This is a genomic window from Bradyrhizobium sp. NC92 (assembly GCF_025200865.1).
Classification (GTDB): domain Bacteria; phylum Pseudomonadota; class Alphaproteobacteria; order Rhizobiales; family Xanthobacteraceae; genus Bradyrhizobium.
In genome coordinates this window covers 560,284-579,403 of sequence record NZ_CP104171.1, presented here as the reverse complement: position 1 = coordinate 579,403, position 19,120 = coordinate 560,284, and the positions used below count along the sequence as shown (strand labels likewise).

The 19,120-nt window shown below is 62.0% G+C and carries 11 protein-coding genes and 1 tRNA gene; 5 read left to right on the top strand and 7 right to left on the bottom strand.

Going from position 1 to position 19,120, the window contains the following annotated elements:
• Window positions 1–90: 90 nt before the first annotated feature.
• Both N2602_RS02680 and N2602_RS02675 read left to right on the top strand, forming a co-directional pair.
• The gene (locus N2602_RS02680; protein ID WP_260381671.1) at window positions 91–1,332 is read left to right on the top strand and encodes a recombinase family protein; all 1,242 of its coding nucleotides are present in this window, start codon (window positions 91–93) and stop codon (window positions 1,330–1,332) included.
• Entirely contained in the window at window positions 1,329–1,790 is a 462-nt protein-coding gene (locus tag N2602_RS02675; RefSeq protein ID WP_260381670.1) for a hypothetical protein, read from the top strand. Before N2602_RS02680 ends, N2602_RS02675 begins: the two co-directional genes overlap by 4 nt.
• A 196-nt stretch (window positions 1,791–1,986) precedes the next feature.
• Here the strand turns inward: N2602_RS02675 and N2602_RS02670 are convergent, their stop codons facing one another.
• Window positions 1,987–7,311, bottom strand: coding sequence for an NACHT domain-containing NTPase (locus N2602_RS02670; protein WP_260381669.1), 5,325 nt, complete (start codon window positions 7,309–7,311; stop codon window positions 1,987–1,989).
• 762 nt (window positions 7,312–8,073) lie between these two features.
• A tRNA-Ser gene (locus N2602_RS02665) sits at window positions 8,074–8,163 on the bottom strand.
• A gap of 194 nt (window positions 8,164–8,357) precedes the next feature.
• Here N2602_RS02665 and N2602_RS02660 point away from each other — a divergent pair.
• Window positions 8,358–8,699 (top strand): hypothetical protein, encoded by a 342-nt coding sequence (locus tag N2602_RS02660; RefSeq protein WP_260381668.1) that lies wholly within the window; start codon window positions 8,358–8,360, stop codon window positions 8,697–8,699.
• A 44-nt stretch (window positions 8,700–8,743) separates the two neighbouring features.
• Here N2602_RS02660 and N2602_RS02655 read toward each other — a convergent pair whose 3' ends face one another.
• From N2602_RS02655 to N2602_RS02645, 3 genes are all read right to left on the bottom strand, one after another.
• Window positions 8,744–10,207, bottom strand: a complete 1,464-nt coding sequence (locus tag N2602_RS02655; protein ID WP_260381667.1) for a trehalose-6-phosphate synthase — start codon at window positions 10,205–10,207, stop codon at window positions 8,744–8,746.
• A 242-nt stretch (window positions 10,208–10,449) separates the two neighbouring features.
• Window positions 10,450–11,271 carry a trehalose-phosphatase gene (otsB, locus tag N2602_RS02650; RefSeq protein WP_172788246.1) on the bottom strand — a complete coding sequence of 274 codons (822 nt, stop codon included), beginning with the start codon at window positions 11,269–11,271 and terminating at the stop codon, window positions 10,450–10,452.
• Window positions 11,272–11,275: 4 nt separating this feature from the next.
• On the bottom strand, window positions 11,276–12,760 hold the full coding sequence (locus N2602_RS02645) for an MFS transporter (RefSeq protein WP_172788245.1): 1,485 nt from the start codon (window positions 12,758–12,760) through the stop codon (window positions 11,276–11,278).
• Window positions 12,761–12,941: 181 nt separating this feature from the next.
• Here N2602_RS02645 and N2602_RS02640 point away from each other — a divergent pair, with 181 nt between their 5' ends.
• Entirely contained in the window at window positions 12,942–13,322 is a 381-nt protein-coding gene (locus N2602_RS02640) for a DUF3175 domain-containing protein (protein WP_260381666.1), read from the top strand.
• 117 nt (window positions 13,323–13,439) lie between these two features.
• Here N2602_RS02640 and N2602_RS02635 read toward each other — a convergent pair whose 3' ends face one another.
• Together N2602_RS02635 and N2602_RS02630 are read right to left on the bottom strand one after the other, a co-directional pair.
• Window positions 13,440–15,488, bottom strand: coding sequence for a methyl-accepting chemotaxis protein (locus N2602_RS02635; protein ID WP_260381665.1), 2,049 nt, complete (start codon window positions 15,486–15,488; stop codon window positions 13,440–13,442).
• Between the two features lie 159 nt (window positions 15,489–15,647).
• Window positions 15,648–17,687: a methyl-accepting chemotaxis protein gene (locus N2602_RS02630; RefSeq protein WP_260381664.1), complete on the bottom strand. Its 2,040-nt coding sequence runs from the start codon at window positions 17,685–17,687 to the stop codon at window positions 15,648–15,650.
• Window positions 17,688–17,953: 266 nt separating this feature from the next.
• On the opposite strand from N2602_RS02630, the gene N2602_RS02625 reads away from it, so the two are divergent.
• On the top strand, window positions 17,954–19,120 hold the full coding sequence (locus N2602_RS02625) for an FIST N-terminal domain-containing protein (protein WP_260381663.1): 1,167 nt from the start codon (window positions 17,954–17,956) through the stop codon (window positions 19,118–19,120).

The following is a 19,120-nucleotide window of genomic DNA, read 5'->3' as shown; positions in this document are numbered from 1 at the left end:
GCCTTTGAACATGCCGACTTGCCTCGTTCGGCAACTCGTAAGGTTCGCTGCGCAGTGTATACCCGGAAGTCGAGCGAGGAAGGCCTCGACATGGACTTCAACTCGCTCGACGCTCAGAGAGAATCTTGTGAGGCTTACATCGTGAGCCAGCGAGCGGAGGGTTGGGCGGCGGTTTCCGACCGCTACGATGATGGCGGATTCTCGGGTGGTACCCTCGAGCGACCGGCCCTGAAGCGCCTTCTGGCTGCCGTCCAAGCCGGCAGGATCGATGTCATTGTCGTCTACAAGATCGACCGGCTGTCGCGGTCGATGCTGGACTTCCTCAACCTTGTCGAACTGTTCGAACGCCATGGCGTGACGTTTGTCTCGGTCACCCAATCTTTCAATACCAAGGATGCTATGGGCCGCATGGCGCTCAACATCCTGGTGACATTCGCTCAGTTCGAGCGCGAGCTGATCGGGGAGCGGATCCGCGACAAGGTGGCCGCCTCTCGCAAGCGCGGCAAATGGATGGGCGGCTGGACGCCGCTCGGCTACGAAGTCCGGGATCGCAAATTGCTGGTCCACCAGGGCGATGCCGAGCGGGTTAGGGCCATTTTCCGGCGCTTCGTGCAGTTGAAGTCTGCAACCCTGCTCGCCCGCGAACTTATCGCTGCCAACGAGCGCACACGGTACGGTCACCTCCTAGACAAGACCCTGCTGTACAGGATCCTCCGCAACCGTGTTTATCTCGGCGAGGCCGTTCACAAGGGCACCTGCTACCCCGGCGAACACGAAGCGATCATCGACCAGAAACTCTGGGATCAAGCGCACAGCATTTTGAAGGAAAGCCCCCGCAAGCGCGCCAACAACAGTCGGGCAAAAACGCCGGCTTTGTTGAAAGGCCTGCTGTTCGGCCCGGACGGCGCGGCGATGTCCCCGACTCACACGCGAAAATCAGGCAGGCTTTACAGCTACTACATCAGCCAGACTGCCATGAAACAGGGCCGATCAGATTGTCCGGTCAAGCTGGTGCCAGCGGCGGAGCTCGAGCGCATCATCGTCGATCAAGTTCGTCGACTTCTGCAAATGCCTGAGGTCATCGTACAGACCTGGCGTGCGCTGCGTAAGCAAGCCATCGAGGTCAGCGAAAGCGAGGTGCGAAGCGCGCTAGTCGACTTCGACGAACTCTGGGATGAGCTATTCCCGGCAGAACAAGCTCGCATTGTTCAGTTGCTGGTCGAACGCATAGACATCCATGCTGAACAATTGGATATCACCTTGAAGATCCAAGGACTAACGTCGCTTTCCTCGGAATTGCAGTCGCAACCCTTCCAGCAGGCCGCCGAATGAACAGACCGACCACCCTCACCCTTGGCCCCATTAGTCGCCCCAAGCTCAGCGGCGACGGCCGGACAATGGTCGTAAGCATCCCGATTTCATTCCGACGATCGGGCGGGCGCAAGCGCGTGGTCACGCCTGCAAATGTCCAAGCTTGGGCGCCTCCGAAGCCGCAGGTGGACAACACCCTGATCAAAGCCGTGGTGCGGGCCCATCGCTGGCGCAATATGCTCGAATCCAACCTGTTCAGCTCAGTGCGAGAGCTTGCCAAAGCTGAGAAGATCAACGAGTCCTATCTTTGCCGCGTACTTCGGCTGACCTTGCTTTCGCCGGCCATCACCGAAGCGATCCTGAACGGCCTGCAGCCTGGCGGGCTTGAGCTAGCGCAGCTGTTGAAGTCCATCCCCGCGGAGTGGGATGAGCAGCAGGGTTTGATCAGCTCACCGTCCCGAAAAGCTGAAGCGCGTTAAAACCCCTCACAATGTGGACGTGGTTTCGGCGACTCCGGATTCGCTGATCGAAAGTTATGGAATTTTTCGAACGCCCACCAGGACTTCGCACCTCTGATGTTATGGCACTTTTGCCAAGTCGATGACCTTAAGGCTATGAGCCGCTTCCTTTTGGAATTCGGCACTGAAATAAGCGAATTGATAAAGTCATGTACGATCATGCGCCTTTGTGGCCAGACAGTTGAACCCCCTTGAAAGCTTCCGTTTGCTCTAAGGCCGCGCTGCGACGATCCCCAAGATCAATGAGAGCGTCGAGAATTTTGAGGAGCGATTGAGCATCATCAACCCCCAAGGGGAAGTTCCAATCGGCTTGACGTTGAACGATGGCGGCCAGTTTTGCCGCCAAAACGGTCCCGGACCATCCCTCCTCCGAGTAGTCGATGTCCCCGAGCGCGGCGTTCAGCTGGCTGCCAAAAGCTGAAATAGGGAATGCTTTTCCGGCTCGCTTATGGAGCTCGATATACCGGCCCATGACGAACTGCGACCAGCCGGTACTGCGAACCACCCGATTGATAATGGGCATAATGGTCGCAATTTCCGACCAGTTGCCGTTCGCAAAACGCGCGGCACCAGGGCAGTCATCTTCGACATTTACAAAGAGGAGAGCCTTGATCAATTCCGGCATGGAATAGCCGTGAACCTCTCCCGCGCGCCAGCCGTTCGGCTGGAAGACCCGGTCGTTGATCAGCCGCGTCACACAATCATCCAGTAACGTAATCGTATTAGCTGGGATAACCGCGGCGTCAAAGACATGGCGGCGTACTGTTTTGTCTGCAAAGCTGGCCAAGACCGAAAGCGCCTCTTCTTCTTCGGTCAAGAATGGCCCGATAAGGGAATTGCGAGCGGCGTCCAGTGTGACGAGGGGCGCAGTCCTCGCCAACACATCACCGAATTCGGCGCTCCATTCGTGCAAGTCGGAACGCCGGTCACCGTTCCGATCTTTCTTCGATTTGTCGCGCCATGAGGGGACAAGGCTTTCCTTGGTCCACGCAACGAGATCAAAAAGCATCGCCTCCATGTGAGGGCGATAGGACTCAGAAACTAACCAGCTTTCCAGAGGCATTTTTGCGAACAACTTTGCCGCTGTCTGCGAGTCAAAGTTCGGATCGGGCATATGCCAGTAATCTTCTGGCATGCCCCGGCCCCGGTGCGTTCCTCCCTTCGCCCAAGCGGGCGGGAGTTTTGGCATCGGACCCGGCGCTTTTTCCTTGAGTGCGGCCAGCGCGCTTGCAAGGGCATCAGCGCGCTCTTTTTCGTTTGCGGAATGATCCCAGCCCTCGTTTTTGAACTCACCGCTGTGAACAACACACAGGCGCATGGCGAGCTGAAAGGCTATCCAGCGAACAAGCTCGTCCTTGTCGTTAAACAGCGCTTCGAATGCGAGCTCGCTGACGACGTTCAGCGGGTGAAGTGTGAGCTTTGCGAGCCGCTCGACGCTATCCGCACGGGGCGCGTCGCTGCGCCGGTCGTGAAACAGGGCGATCACAAGCCGCCGCTTGGGATGCCAAGGAACAATCGAACCGCCGTAAGTTTCAGGGTTGTCGGTCATGGCTTCGGTTCGGGCCAGAATTTCCCATGCCCAACCTCGCTCCGGGCTATCGGCGGCACTGAACCGGATGACGCATGCGGCAACACTCGACGCAACGGATGGGAGCGACGATGCCATGTCGTCCTTGCCATCGAAAGAAGCATTTGTATCGATGCTCTTGACGTGAGCAACAGCGGCGTCAAGGGTTATCCCCTCTTGGAGCGTGCTCTTTGAGATAGATTCGTTGGCCCAGCCGACAATTCTCAACCCCTGGAGCGCTTTCGTACTTCTCTCGAGTCTCTTTTCCTGCACGGGCGTGAGCGGTTTTGGACGGTCGTACATGATCGCAACGCGATCCTCGTCGTAGGCGCTCTGTTTGTAGTTGGCGCGGTCACCGAGGCCTGCCCAGCCTTCGGCCTCCTCCTTCAGGTGATCCGTGCAGCTTTGATCAGCCTTATCCTCTTCGGTCTCGTACGGGAGTTCGTTGGGGAATTCGGCGAGTGCATCCTTGAATTTATCGCGGAGAGCCGCATCCTTGTTCAACGCAAAGAACATCGCGAACTGGATGATGTTGCGGTTGCGGTATTCGCGGGCGTCCAAATAGGTTTTCGCCGCAGCCTTTTCGCCGTGCAAGCGCGACAGAAAACCATAGCCGAGTATATCGATATTCTTCGACGATTCCTGCGCGTGTCGCGCGCGGTCGTAGGCCCAGATGCGCTGACAAGTTGCCAACGCCATGGTCGTTTCAGTGGTTTCCCATGATTCAAGCGCGAGATCGAGAGCGATTCCGAGAACACCGAGACACTTATTGCCCTCAACAATGTCCTTAATGACGTCGCTGACTGGCCTGCCGCCTTCGGCCTGCTTGAATGCCCAATAGGTCAGCGCGAGAAACGCGCATTCCAATGCCATGGGCGCTAGCTGGCCTTGGCCCCAACTATACAAGCGCCAATCGCCCCAAAATTCCTGTTTGCCCCAAGGGAACGTGATGGTGACGGGAAGCGGCGTCCCCAACTCGCGCCGCCGGATTTCGCGAACCTGTTTCCAGCCTTCGGTTGCGTGATTGGAAAGATTGCGGATAAGCCGCAGCGCCACGTCGGGCTTGTGTTCAAAGAGGCTTTTGAATGGTTCGTGGAGTGCGGATGGCGGGTGAAAGAAGTTGTTGTGACGTTCGATACCGATGTCGTCTACATCATACCGGTCTTCCCCCATGGGGAAGTGGATATGATCTAGCATGCGCTGCTGGCTTTGCGTGCGTTCCGCTTCCGGCACGGCACGAACTTCAGCAAGGCGTTTGTAATAATTTTCGCGCTCTTGCCGCTTTCGCCTGTATTCGTCGAGCGGCAATTCCTCCATGAGCTGGGCTTCAGCGAGATCAGCCAGCAGATCGGGATCGACCTGCGACATGATCGGCGAGAACGCGATCAAATCGTCGAAGTCATTCCGGCGACGGTCCTTATCGGCGATGGCGCGGTTGAAGATCCCTTTCGCAAACTCAGGATAGCTTGCGGCGGAGCGCAACAGGATTGAACGCAGGGCCGTACCAACTTGTGAGCCTTCGTTGCGGCTGGCTCTGTAAACGCTACCGCTGTCTTCTGAGTCGCGCAGCCTTCCTTGTTCCAACCGGGTGAGCCAGTCATTCGCCAATGTGAGAATGGCCTTCGAGCGCGCGTTCCTGATGTTGGAAAAAACGTTTTGCCAGACGCCGAAGACTTCAATGATTTTCGGAATCAGCCGGACCGGAAAGGCCGCCGCCTCCACAACGATCCAATCAATCAAGCGGCCCCATGCTTTGAAATCTGAAGGCCAGCCCAGCATGTCAGCAACAGCGATATTGTCGACGCCCTCGACCGGGGAGCGAATCTGACCGAGAAAGATCGGGCTCGGAATGGTGTGCTGCGCCTGAAACCAGACCAGAACTTTTTCGAGCAACGCGTAATCGTCGGCTTTCAAAAGCTCCAAAAACTCTTCCTTCGCGCTGTCGAACGCCGGAGTGAACGGTATTGCCGTGAGCCATTCGCGCCGCCACTGACGCCGCAGGTTCTTTTTCTCCAGCAAACGGTAGCCTTGCGTCCACATGCCTTTTTCGGTCAGCGCTTTTTGGGCCATCAAGCTGACGACGCGCCCGAGCAAAGGTGGCTCGCCCGCGTCTTCAATCGCCCTCAACCAATCGTCGCCCATATCGATCAGTAAACGAAGGAACGCCCATTCGAAGAAGATATCATGCGCGAAAGCAAGCAAAGAACCGCCGCGCTCGTCGCGGACAATGTGATCGCTCTTCAGGGCCGCAATGTGCGCGTGTGTGGCGTCCTTGAGGTCTCTTGCCCGAATGCTCTTCCCGAGCCTTCCAACGCCATGCTCTGCAATATCGATCAGGGCGCGCTGCCGTTGAGGGATAGTGTCCGCCAAGGCGTCATGGCCCGCGCGCTTCCACCATGCATCAATGAGATCAACCTCGGTCTGCGGCACTGTTCCTTCTGGAATGGAATGGGCCAACACGGCCGCGAAAAACGGACGCCGCGCGACGCTTTGCACATTATCGTTGCCGAACAAGAGGTCTTTGAGCTGCGGCTTAGATTCTGCGAGCTGTTTGGCTTCCTCGTCCGTGAACGGCCCTACCATTACATCCCCGATGCCGGTCTTTGCGTACAGCGCCGTCGGGAACCACGCGCGAAACGCCTCCAGGCCTTGGTCGCGCGAGCTTACCAACACCTTCCACTGGCTAAGACTTGGCTCGCTTGAGATCTTGTTGACGAGATCGGTGATGACCCCTTGGTGATCTGGTCGGACACGATCGATACCGTCGATGAAGAGGACCGGCGTTCCGGTCGATCCGATCTCCTGCAACAGCGAGACGGCGTCCGTGTTCGACACTCCAAGTCCGGTTGCGAACGCGTGCCAGTTGCTAGCATCAATCCGATCGTTCTTAACAAAGAGCACTGGACCCACGCTCGCGGCATTTTGCGCAAAACGCTTCAGGGCGGCGGACTTGCCGCAGCCTGGTAGGCCACCGATAGAGACGACGCGATGCTTTTCCAGTTTTTCGGCGATGTCGATTTGCGGGCTATCGCGCTCCACACGAAAGCCATCCACATCGTCCTGGACAACTTTCAGCGAGTCCAGCGAATAGCCGTGAAGGCGCTTCACGTCGTCCGCGAAGAAGGGCACGACCTTGAGTTTAACCGCGCTGCGAAGCTGTTCGAGCAACACAGCGCGGTTCCACCGTTTTCCCGTCGCAGCGCCGTCGCGCGCGATGCGGCACAAGCGGTCAAAAAGCAAGAGGTCGACGCCGTCTTTGTTCTCGACGACGAGTTCCTCCAGGCGATTGACGATATCGATGCGCAATGCGCCGCCTTCTTCCAAGCCGCCGAGCTGCATCGCAGTGAAGCTCTGATAGAACGCTAATTCCTCATCGTCGTTCGTTGCGCCTAGTACTGGCCGAAGGTCATTCCGCAATGCCGTTTCGGCGGCCGCTGCAGAGCCTGACGCCGTGAACCGGGCGGCAAATTCGGAGCAGGTCGGGCTGTCCTTGGCCCAATCAATGACGCGCTTGAGGGTTCGCATGGCATCCGGCGTAACGAACTCGACAATGAAGCCGCAAAGATCAGTGCCTTTGGTGAACGACGACAGGGCTTGCGTCTTGGCCGCGGCCTCGACGATGGCGCGGAAATCCTTATTGGATGGGGCACCGCTAATCGTGAGGGAGCGTTTGATTTGAAGCCCGAGGGTTCGGGCCTTGCTGGCATCGTCGAACGTAACGACAAGGTCATCCATTGGATTACCTTGGCCGCGCTGTTGGACGGCAACGCTGGTAACAATGCCGGATTGGCCAGCGGCGCGCTCATGCCGCAGGAGATGCGTGAGATAATAGGCGACGACGGTGTCTTCATACGTGAAGCCCGCGCCGCCGGTCAACTCGGTAGAAGCTGGTTTCTGTTCGAGTTTGTCGGTCAAGGCGCTCCGCCCGAGGTCGATTTTCGAGAAGTTTTTTTGGGCCGCGCGAGCGATGCGGCGCGGCGCTGGGCTCAATTTAGGCGACATTTCGGTCGCGACAAGGGAATTGGTGGCGGTGGTTGGATTTGAACCAACGCCTTCAGAGTTGAGAGCCTGTCGAGTTGTGAGCGATGGGGTGCCGTTGCTCAGGGGCTTCAAGCCGCAGGTAGCAATACCTTCCACAGGTCCGAAAGGGACAGAAAAGCGCGAGGGCGACGATGAGGGTGGTGGGGATCTCGCTAGTGCGTCATCCGGGCCGCTGCAGTGATCGGACTGGTCTCTGCCAATAGTCTCCCGCAAAAACCGGAATTTTGTCGGAGTTGGCTAAAGACTTGCCGCCATTTCCCCCGAGAGATTAGGAGTGCGGGAGCTTGGAGACAAGTTGCACGCGCCCTTCCGAATTCAGGGCTTGCGAGGCGTAGGTTGTAAACTATCGAACTAGAACTGGGTGCCTCGGCGGAACGTATAGAACTGCGGATTCCGGTTGTTTATGTTGGTTGAGCGAGAGGGATCCAAAATCGCGCAGCCAAGCCTTTGATTTTCTAAGAAATGCCGTACTAGACCGATTTTGGCGGTTCAAAGATTCAGAGAAAATTCGGTTCTCCGGCTTCATTGAGGCCCTTGTTGAATGACCTTTCGGAGTTCTCCGCCCGCGGAAATGTAGGAAAACGGCCGAGTTTCGGGCCTGTCGGCAGCTCGAAGTACGAAATGATATTGGTGGAGTGGCGGAGAGAGTGGGATTCGAACCCACGGTACGGTTTCCCGCACACACGCTTTCCAAGCGTGCGCCTTAAGCCACTCGGCCATCTCTCCGGAGCGCCCTCTCTTGAAGGGGCGCCGACGATTTTGCAAGGGATCGGGGGATAAATCAGGTGATTTTCCGCAACTTATTGTATTTACAGCACAATATGAGGCTCGATACGTGCCTGGACGGGCCTGCCGGCTGAACCACGGGCGGCTCTGGCGCGACGATTCACGGCAAGCCGCCAAACACGACCGGGGACGCCATGACCATCACCAAGACCATCGCCGCCTTGAGCCTGATTTCGGTCCTCGGCTCCGCTCTTGCCACGCCGGCCCTGGCTGAGGTCTGCACCCGGCAGGGCGTCGACGTCAGCTGCGACGACGGCCGGCGCGGGGTGCTTTCGGGCGATTCCATCCTCTGGCCGGACGGCACGCGCTCGAGCTCGACGCCGCATCAGAGCGTGATCATCGGCAACAAGAGCTCCGTGCATGTCGGGCCCGGCGTGTTAGTCGGCCAGGGCAAGGGCGTGGTGCCGCTGGACGATCCGAACGCGCCGAACAAGCGGCAATGCGCGATCCTGGATGGCGTGTCGTATTGCTATTGAGGTTTCACCTCTCCCCGCTTGTGGGGAGAGGGAGACGAGCTAGTCTAGATCAACCGCACGCCTGAGATCGCCGACTTCAGCCAGCGCAGCGCCTGCGGCGGCTGGGCTGCGAGCGGGGCCACGGCCGCCTTCTCGGTGCGGCACTTCTCGAGCTCGGCGACGAAATCGGCGGACCATTGCTGGATGGTGTGGCCGCGCAGCTTCTTCATCATCGCGTCCCAGCGCATCTTGCGCTCGGTGAGCGGCATGGATGCGGCGATCGCGATCGCGCGGGCCATGCCGTCGATGTCGTGCGGATTGACCAGCAGCGCGGCGTCGAGCTCGTTAGCGGCGCCAGCGAACTTCGACAGCACCAGCACGCCGGGATCGGCTGGGTTTTGCGCGGCGACATATTCCTTGGCGACGAGGTTCATGCCGTCGTGCAGCGGCGTCACCACGCCGATCTGCGCGGTGCGGTAGAGACCCGCGAGCACGGCCTGGCTGAAGCCTTTGTTCAGATAGCGGATCGGCGTCCAGTCGACCTCGCCGTGGCGGCCGTTGACGTCGGAGACGAGACGCGCGACCTCGTTCTGGAGATTGCCATAGGCCTCGATGCCGCCGCGCGAAGGGTTGGCGATCTGGAGCAGCGAGATGCTGCGCGCAAACTGCGGCTGCTCGGTCCAGAGCCGGTCGAATGCGCTGATGCGGTTGACGAGACCCTTGGAATAATCGAGCCGGTCGACACCGATCGCGAGGCGCTCGCCGTTGAGGCTGCGGCGCAGCCGCGACACGTCCGGATGCGCAGCCGACTTCGTGGCATAGGCCGCGAACTTCTCCGCATCGATGCCGATCGGGAAGACTTCGCAGCGCGTGCGACCGTGCTGCGAGATCACGACACCGTCCTCGATGGTGAGGCCGAGCTCGCCGCCGACATAAGAGAGGAAGTTCTGCCGATCTTCCTCGGTCTGGAAACCGAGTAGATCGTACGCCAGCATCGCCGTGATCAGCTCGCGATGGTTGGGCACGCCCTGCATCACTGCGGCGACGGGCCATGGCGTATGCAGGAAGAAGCCGATGGGATCGTCGACGCCGAGCTCGCGCAGCTCGGCGCCGAGCGCGAGGAAATGATAGTCCTGCACCCAGAACGCAGTCCGGACCTTGCGGAACCGCATCAAGGCGCGCGCCATGAAGGCGTTGACCTCGCGATAGCTGACATAATCCTCGCGCGAGACGCGAATGAGATCGCTGCGCGAATGCAACGCCGGCCACAGCGCCGAATTGGCGAAGCCTTCGTAATAACCGCCGTAATGCGCCGCCGGCAGATCCAGCGTTGCGATCGCACCTGTCCCGAGCGCCTCGATCTCGGCGAACGGTTCCTTCTGATGGCCATCACGGACCCGGCCGGAGGAACCGACCCAGATCGCACCAGAATGTTCCACCACGGGAAGCAATGCCGCCGCAAGGCCGCCCGTCATGGGCTCATTGGGTTTGCCGCGGGCGACGCGATTTGAAACGACGATCAAGTTCACAGGTCGTCCCCTCCTGTTCATTCCGCCCCATTTAACTGCCGTTCATCAATATGGTTCCTGATCATCGTTTCAACCAATTGAAACCAAAATCGGGCGTGCGCGTTGGAACTGGTTTTCCTCACGGAACCTGGGAATATCGCTGCAAAGACAGCGTTTCCGGCCCGGTTGCGCAGCATGCATCGCGGCGCGCAATGGCGCCGCCATGAATGCCTTTATGTCTGCGAGATGGCGCTGCCTTGGTTTCACCTGGGATCGAGCAGGTGCGCCAGGAACGCACGCACATCCGCCGGCGCATCGAAGTGGCCATTCACACCCATGGCGCGGCGGCCGACCGAGAACGCAAGCCCGTCCATGTCGGGCATGATCGCGAACACGGTCTCGTCCGTGACGTCATCACCGATGAACAGCGGACGACGTCCTTTGAACGGCGCGTGCTTCATCAACTCGCGCACGCCGCTCGCCTTGGTGAATCCGGAATGCTTGATCTCGCAGACGAACTTGCCGGGCAGCACCTCGATCGGTGCACTCGGCAGATCGGCCCGGATCAGCGAGACGGATTCGTAGATCGCCTTCTCCGCATGCGGCGCCAGGCGGTAATGCAGCGCGAGCGAATAGCCCTTGTCCTCGAGCAGGATTCCGGGGCTGAGCTTGGCAATGGCGGCCAGCCGCCGCTTCAGCTCCTTGTCGAGCGGCGGCGCGTGCAGGGCATCCGCTTCACTGTCCACCGCCAGCCGCATCTCCGCGCCGTGGCCAGCGACGGCGCGGAATACATCGGGCGCGAAGATCAGGTCGATGTCGTTGAGCGAGCGGCCGCTGACCAGCGCCAGCGCCCCGGAGGTGCGCTCGGTCAGATGCTTCAGTGTTTCCGACAGGCCCGGTGGCACCCACACCTCGCGCGGCGTCGGCATCAGCTCGAGCAGCGTACCGTCGATGTCGAGCAGAATGGCGATCTCATCGAGATGCGGCACCAACGCATGCGGCACTGGCACCGTTTCCGGCGTCTCGTCGTCATCAGGTGTGGTGAGCTTCTGGTCCAACGCCATTTCCGCAAGTTCCGATTTCATCAGTCTACTCCATAAAGGCGAGCGGCCGCGCGATGTGTTCGAGCGATTTGCGCTCGGCGGCGACGGCATAGCGCCACGCCACGATCGCGGCCGCGATCATCAGGACTGCCCCCAGCAGATAGCCGGCGAAGACGCTGGTGCGCGATCCCGTGTCGATCAGTGCGCCGAACAGCGCCGGCCCGATGACGCCGCCGATGCCGGTGCCGACCGCATAGAACACTGCGATCGCCAGCGCGCGAACCTCCAGCGGAAACGTCTCGCTGACGGTGAGATAGGCCGCGCTCGCGGCGGGCGATGCGAAGAAGAAGATCACCATCCAGGCGATGGTCTGCCCCTGCGCGCTCAGCACGCCGATCGAGAACAGATAGCCCGACAGCGCCAGCAGCACGCCCGATGCGCCATAGGTGAACATGATCATGGTGCGGCGGCCGAGCGTATCGAACAGGCGGCCGAGCAGCAGCGGCCCGAGGAAATTGCCGGCCGCGAAGGGCAGCAAGTACCAGCCGACGTGATCGGCGCTGATGCCGTAGAAATCGGTCAGCACCAGCGCGAAGGTGAAGAAGATGGCGTTGTAGAAGAACGCCTGCGCGCTCATCAGCGCGAGGCCGACCAGGGCGCGCTGGCGGTAGACGGAGAACAAGGTGTGGACGACCTCGGCGATCGGCGTGTGATCGCGCATTCTCAGGCGGATCTTCGGGAAGCGACCCTCGCCCGTGTCCTGGCCGTGCCCGGTCACCGAGCGTTCGATCTCGTCGACGATGGCGTGGGCCTCGTCGGGACGGCCGTGGATCATCAGCCAGCGCGGGCTCTCCGGAATCCACATCCGCATCAGGAGCACGACGAGGCCGAGGATTGCGCCGATCAGATAAGCGAGGCGCCAGCCGAGATCGGGGCCGATAACAGCGGGATCGAGCAGCACGATGGCGGCGACCGCGCCCATCGCAGCCCCGATCCAGAAGCTGCCGTTGATCACGAGATCGGTCCAGCCGCGATAGCGCGCGGGCACCAGCTCCTGGATCGTCGAGTTGATCGCGGTGTACTCGCCGCCGATGCCGGCACCGGTCAGGAAGCGGAACAGCGCGTAGCTCGCGACATCCCACGACAGCGCAGTCGCGGCCGTTGCCGAGAGATAGAGCGCGAGCGTGATGAAGAACAGCTTCTTGCGGCCGATACGATCGGTCAGCCAGCCGAAGCCGAGCGCACCGAGCACGGCGCCGGCGAGATAGGCGGAGTTGGCGATGCCGAGATCGAGATTGGAGAAATGCAGCGACGGGCTCTGCTTCAGCGCCCCGGAGAGCGCACCCGCCAGCGTCACCTCGAGACCGTCGAGAATCCAGGTGATGCCCAGCGCGAGCACGACGCGGGTGTGAAATCCGCTCCACGGCAGCGCATCGAGCCGCGCGGGAATGCTGGTCTCGACGATGCGGTCGGTCGCGGCCGCCGGGACGACGGGTGCATAGTTCAGCGCTGGGCTTTGCTGCAATTCCATCGGGTTGCTGCGTCTGATCAATGGAAGCGACCCCGTTTCACACGACGTGGACGGGGTCGATCCGATCATCGGGGTGCGGCAATCTGCCTGCCACCTGCGACAACGTTTGCGATGAGGCCGGGTTCCCGCGGAACGCCCGGGGGCACCGCTCGTTTCCGCTGGAGCCGCAAGGAGTTGGCGCATGGCTCAGGTCAGAAAGACGACACATTCTCGAAACAGCGGCCCGCGCAAGACGGCCCGCAAGGCAAGCACCCGGCGTAGCGCGGCCGCGCCCAAGAGCACGAAACGCGTCACAAGGCGCTGGTCGCAACGCATGACAGAGAGGAGCGATGCGCTCGACCTCAAGCAAGGGGTGTTCAAGCTCACGAGCGCGAAGAGGATCGCGGCTTCGTTGAAGCGCTCGGCCGAGCACAGCTCGCGACGCAAGACCGGCGCCTATCGCTCGGCGCTGTCGATGCTGACCTTCTACATCAACCGCGCCGGCAAGACGCTGCCGAAGACGCAGCGCACGCGGCTGGAGCGGGCCAAGGTCGAGCTGAAGCGGGCGTTCGGAAGGGAGTGAAATTTGTAGGGTGGGTTAGATTAGGCGAAGCCGTAACCCACCGTTCCATTCCTGGCCGTGACATCAAAGGGTGGATTACGCTTCGCTAATCCCCCTAACGCGCTCTTTCCGCGGTCTCTACGCCGCCCGGATATTGCCCATGAAGCGGTCGAGCTCGGCGCGGAGACGGGTGCTTTCGCTCGACAGCGTCTTGGCCGAGTTCAGCACCTCTTCCGAGGCCGAGCCGGTCTCGGCGGCGCCGCGGTTGACCTGGCCGATGTCGGTGGCCGCGGTCTGGGTGCCCTGGGCGACGGTCTGGACGCTGCGGGCGATCTCCTGGGTGGCGGCGCCCTGCTGCTCCACCGCGCTCGCGATCGAGGTCGAGATCGACGAGATCTGGCCGATCGTCGCGCCGATCTCCTTGATCGCGGCGACCGATTCGGCGGTCGCGCCCTGCATCCCTGCGATGTGCGAGGAGATCTCGTCGGTTGCCTTCGCGGTCTGACTCGCCAGCGACTTCACCTCGCTCGCCACGACCGCGAAGCCGCGGCCGGCTTCACCGGCGCGGGCCGCCTCGATGGTGGCGTTGAGCGCGAGCAAATTGGTCTGCTCGGCGATCGCGGTGATCAGCTTGACCACCTCGCCGATCTGCTGGGCGGCATGCGACAGCTTGCCGATGCGGCCGTCGGTCTCCTTGGCCTGCATGACGGCAGCCTCTGCGATGCGGCTGGAATCGCGCACCTGGCGGCCGATCTCCTCGACCGAGGCCGACAGCTCTTCGGTTGCGGTCGCGACCGACTGCATGTTGGAGGAGGCCTGCTCGGAGACGCCGGCGACCTGGCTCGACAGGCTCTGGGTGGTCTCGGCGGTGCGGGTCAGCGTGGAGGCCGCCGATTCCAGCTGCACGGCCGAGGCCGAGACGTTGGAGACGATGGCGCCGACCGCGCTCTCGAAATCGTCGGCAAAGCGGATCAGCTCGGCGCGGCGGCCGGCGGCCTGCTCGCGGTTCTGCACTTCGCTCGCGGCGGCGTCGCGTTCGGCCTTGGCAACGGCCTGGATCTTGAATTCCTCGACGGCGCCGGCCATCTCGCCGATCTCGTCCTTGCGGCCCAAGCCGGGCAGCACGACGTCGAAATTGCCCGAGGCGAGCTCGCGCATCGCCTTGCACATCGCGATCATCGGCCGCGAGATGCCGTTGCCGAGCCACAAGGCCAGCACGATGCCGACAGCCAGCCCGCCGAGCGCCATCATCAGCATCAGCTGCTCGGTCTCCCCGATCGTCGCATTGGCGCTCGCCTCGATGCGTTGCTGGTCGGCGGTCAGATCCGAACGCAGCTCGGCCGAGAGCTTGAGGATGGTTGCCGCGGTCTTGGTCATCTCGCCGTTCAGCTTGACGACGACCTTCACGTTCTCGGTCAGCTTTGCGAACGAGGCGCGGTATTGCTTCAGGAGATCGCCGATCTCCTTGACGCGATCCGTGATCTTCTGGTCGTTCGCGTAGACGGAGACCAGCAATGTCTCGAGGAACTTGATGCGGGCGATCACGCCGTCAGCGGTCTTCGGCTCCGGCTTGGCCACGAAGGCGCTGACCGAGGTGGAGACCGCCAGATATTGCGAGGTGATGTCCTTGGCCGTGGTCTGCACCGAGGCGAGGCCCGCCAGCGCCGCGGTGTCGGCGAGATCGTCGAATTTGAATCGGATCTTGTTGCCGACACTGTTGAGCTCGTCGGCCGCGATCTTGCCGTTCTCGCGCGTCAGCGCGATGATCTCGCTGAAGACTTTCGTAAAGCTCTGGAATTCGGCCTCGAGCTTGCCGACCTGCTCACGGCGGGCCGCGCCGGTCGTCGCAGCCATCGACTTGGCGATCGCGTTCTTCAGATTCCCCTCGGCAGCCTTGGCTGCAGTCTCGTCATCCACGGCGCCGGTCAGGGTATAAGCTCGGGTCAGCCCCTGATAGGCGATCAGCTCGCGATCGACCGTCCGCGCCTGGTCGGCTTCCGCTACGCTGGTGCGGTAGGATGCCACGGCGCCTGCGATCCGCTCGAAGCCGAAATAGGCGAACGCCATGCTGCCGGCGAGGATGGCGAGCACCGCCACGAAGCCGAGGATGATTTTTGCGCGAAAACGCAGCGTTGGCAGCTTCGATTGGCTCGACTTCGATTGGCTCGACTTGGACTTCACCGACATTCCCCCACCCCATTCCATTCGCGGAAAACCAGGCGCAGCCGGGAAGCAGCCCGCTTCCCGACTCGTGTGCACGGTAACCGGCAAAGGATAAGCTGCGGTAAATTTGTGGCGCCGCAACTGGCAGTTAGGTGGCGTAGGGATTTGTTAAGGCGCGCCTTCCTAGGCCGCCCGAATATTTGCCATGAAGCGGTCGAGCTCGGCGCGAAGACGGGTGCTTTCGCTCGACAGCGTCTTGGCCGAGTTCAGCACCTCTTCCGAGGCCGAGCCGGTTTCGGCGGCGCCGCGGTTGACCTGGCCGATGTCGGTGGCCGCGGTCTGGGTGCCCTGGGCGACGGTCTGAACGCTGCGGGCGATCTCCTGGGTGGCGGCGCCCTGCTGCTCCACCGCGCTCGCGATCGAGGTCGAGATCGACGAGATCTGGCCGATCGTCGCGCCGATCTCCTTGATCGCGGCGACCGATTCGGCGGTCGCGCCCTGCATCCCTGCGATGTGCGAGGAGATCTCGTCGGTTGCCTTCGCGGTCTGACTCGCCAGCGACTTCACCTCGCTCGCCACGACCGCGAAGCCGCGGCCGGCTTCACCGGCGCGGGCCGCCTCGATGGTGGCGTTGAGCGCGAGCAAATTGGTCTGCTCGGCGATCGCGGTGATCAGCTTGACCACCTCGCCGATCTGCTGGGCGGCATGCGACAGCTTGCCGATGCGGCCGTCGGTCTCCTTGGCCTGCATGACGGCAGCCTCTGCGATGCGGCTGGAATCGCGCACCTGGCGGCCGATCTCCTCGACCGAGGCCGACAGCTCTTCGGTTGCGGTCGCGACCGACTGCATGTTGGAGGAGGCCTGCTCGGAGACGCCGGCGACCTGGCTCGACAGGCTCTGGGTGGTCTCGGCGGTGCGGGTCAGCGTGGAGGCCGCCGATTCCAGCTGCACGGCCGAGGCCGAGACGTTGGAGACGATGGCGCCGACCGCGCTCTCGAAATCGTCGGCAAAGCGGATCAGCTCGGCGCGGCGGCCGGCGGCCTGCTCGCGGTTCTGCACTTCGCTCGCGGCGGCGTCGCGTTCGGCCTTGGCAACGGCCTGGATCTTGAACTCCTCGACCGCGCCGGCCATCTCGCCGATCTCGTCCTTGCGCCCCAAGCCGGGCAGCACGACGTCGAAATTGCCGGAGGCGAGCTCGCGCATCGCCTTGCACATCGCGATCATCGGCCGCGAGATGCCGGTGGCGAGCAGCAGGGCGAGGACCGCGCCGAGCAGCGTGCCGCCGACGGCCATCATCAGCACCAGCTGCTCGGTCTGCCCGATGGTCGCCTCCGACTCCGAATCCAGCCGCTGCTGCTCGGCGACGAGGTCCGCCTTCATGGCGGTGGCTCCTTGCTGGATCGCACCGGCCGAGCCGCTCATCTCGGTGACGAGGTCATCGACCAGCTTGGCGTTGGCGATGAGCTTCTCCAGCGCCTCGCGATAGGCCCCGAGAATGGTCTTGGCGTCCTTCAGGCCAGCGACGATCTTGTCGTCCATGGAATAGACGGCACCGAGCGAGTTCTCGACGAATTTGAGCCGTGCCAGCGCGCTGGTCGCGATCGCCTGGTCGGACGTCAGCACGAAATTGGTCGCCGCTGCGCTCGCAGTCTGGAACTGGGCGTTGACCTGCTTGGTGCCGAACTCGATCGCCTGCGCCTCGGAATCGGAGGCATTGTTGCCGATGTCGTCGAGCTTGTATTTCAGGAGGTTGGCTTGGCGCTGCAGCTGGTTCTGCACCAGCAGCGCACTGTCGCGCTTGGCCTGCAGCACCTTGGCGAAGGTCGCGGAGAAATTGGAGAACTCCTTGGCGAGCTTGTTGAGGCTTTCCTGCCGCGCCGGCTTCTTGGCGCCCTTGACGGCCTGATCGACGGCGTTCTTCAGGCTGGCCTCGGCGTCGAGCGCCGCCTTGGCGTCGTCTTCCTTGCCGGTGACCACGAAATATTTGACGGCCGAACGATAGGCGAGCAGCTCGCGGTCGATGTTGCGGGCGAGATCGGCCTCCGACACGCTGCTGCGGTACGAACCGACCCCGGAGGCGACCCGCTCGAAACCGAAATAGGAGAAGGCCATGCTGCCGGCGGAGATCACCAGCACGGCGGCGAAGCCGAGGATGATTTTTGCGCGGAACCTGAGGGTCGGAAAAAGTGCACGCTTCGACGGCGACGCGGTACGCCCGGACATTCCCAACCCCCAGCTCATGTTCTTTCAGCATTCTGCGGTCCGGAAGCAGCCCGTTCCGAACCATGCGCAAAATTAGGGCAGAATCCTCAAGGGGTGGTAAATCCGCGCGGTCTGCGTCCTGAGTGGAGGCGTTCCTCCCGTGCTGATCCGGGCTGGCGCGCGACGGCTGCCGTGTTGCGGCGACCTGCAAAACGCCTTACTCTCGAATACTTATCAGGCACTTGTCAGGCACTTGGCGTTAGACCAAGCCTCGAGGGAGAAACGGAGTGGGGCAAACCGATTTCCGGTTTGGCGGTGCGTCGGGCGTTGCCGTGGCCAAGTCGAAGGCCGCGAGCGTCGATGGCGCCGTGGCCGAGCTCGCGGCCCAGCTCCCGTCCGACGGACTGGCGCTGCTCCTGGTGTTCCTCTCCCCCAGCTACGATCCCCATCACTTCATCGCCGAGGTCAGCCGGCAATTCGACGACACACAGGTCTGCGGTTGCACCACCGCAGGCGAGCTTGCCCCCGATGGCTGGGACGAGAACAGCGTCGTGGCGCTGGCGTTCAGCCGTGCCGACTTCTCCGCGGTGGTTCGGCCCATCTTCAACCTCGACAGCTTCCGCGTCGAGGACGGCCGCAGGGTCGGCGGCGAGCTCCGGCACGAGCTGTTGCGGGCCACGCCGCAGGTCGAGCGCGGCAGTCCCTTCGGCCTGGTCCTGATCGACGGCCTGTGCCGCCGCGAAGAAGCGGTGATGTCCGCGATCTATGCATCGCTGGACGATATTCCGGTCGTCGGCGGGTCCGCGGGCGACGGGCTGCGCTTCGAGAAGACGTTCGTGTTCTTCGAGGGCAAGGCACACAGCAATGCCGCCCTGCTGATCCTGCTCAACACCTCGTTGCCGTTCCGCGTCTTCAAGTGCGACAATTTCGAGCCGCAGGCGCAGAAGATGGTGGTGACCGAGGCCGACATCGAAAACCGCACGGTCCGCGAGCTGAACGCCGAGCCTGCTGCGCAGGAATATTCGCGCGTGGTCGGCATCATGGACGCCAAGCTCGATCCGTTCTCCTTCGCCTCGCATCCGGTCCTGGTCCGCGTCGGCGGCGCCTATTACGCGCGCTCGATCCAGCGCGTCGAGCCGGACGGCTCGCTGCACTTCTTCTGCGCCATCGACGAGGGCATGGTGCTGACCGCGGCGACGTCGCGCAGCCTGGTCGGCGCGGCCCGCGAGACGTTCGCCGACATCCGCGACCAGATCGGAGACGTTTCGCTCTATATCGGCTTCGAGTGCCTGCTCCGCCGGCTCGATGCCGAGCAGCATCAGCTCGCCCGCGACATGTCCGAACTGTACCGGCAGAACCGCGTGGTCGGCTTTCACACCTACGGCGAGCAGTTCGGCTCCATGCATGTGAACCAGACCTTCACGGGGGTTGCGATCGGAAGGCGCCCGTCGTGA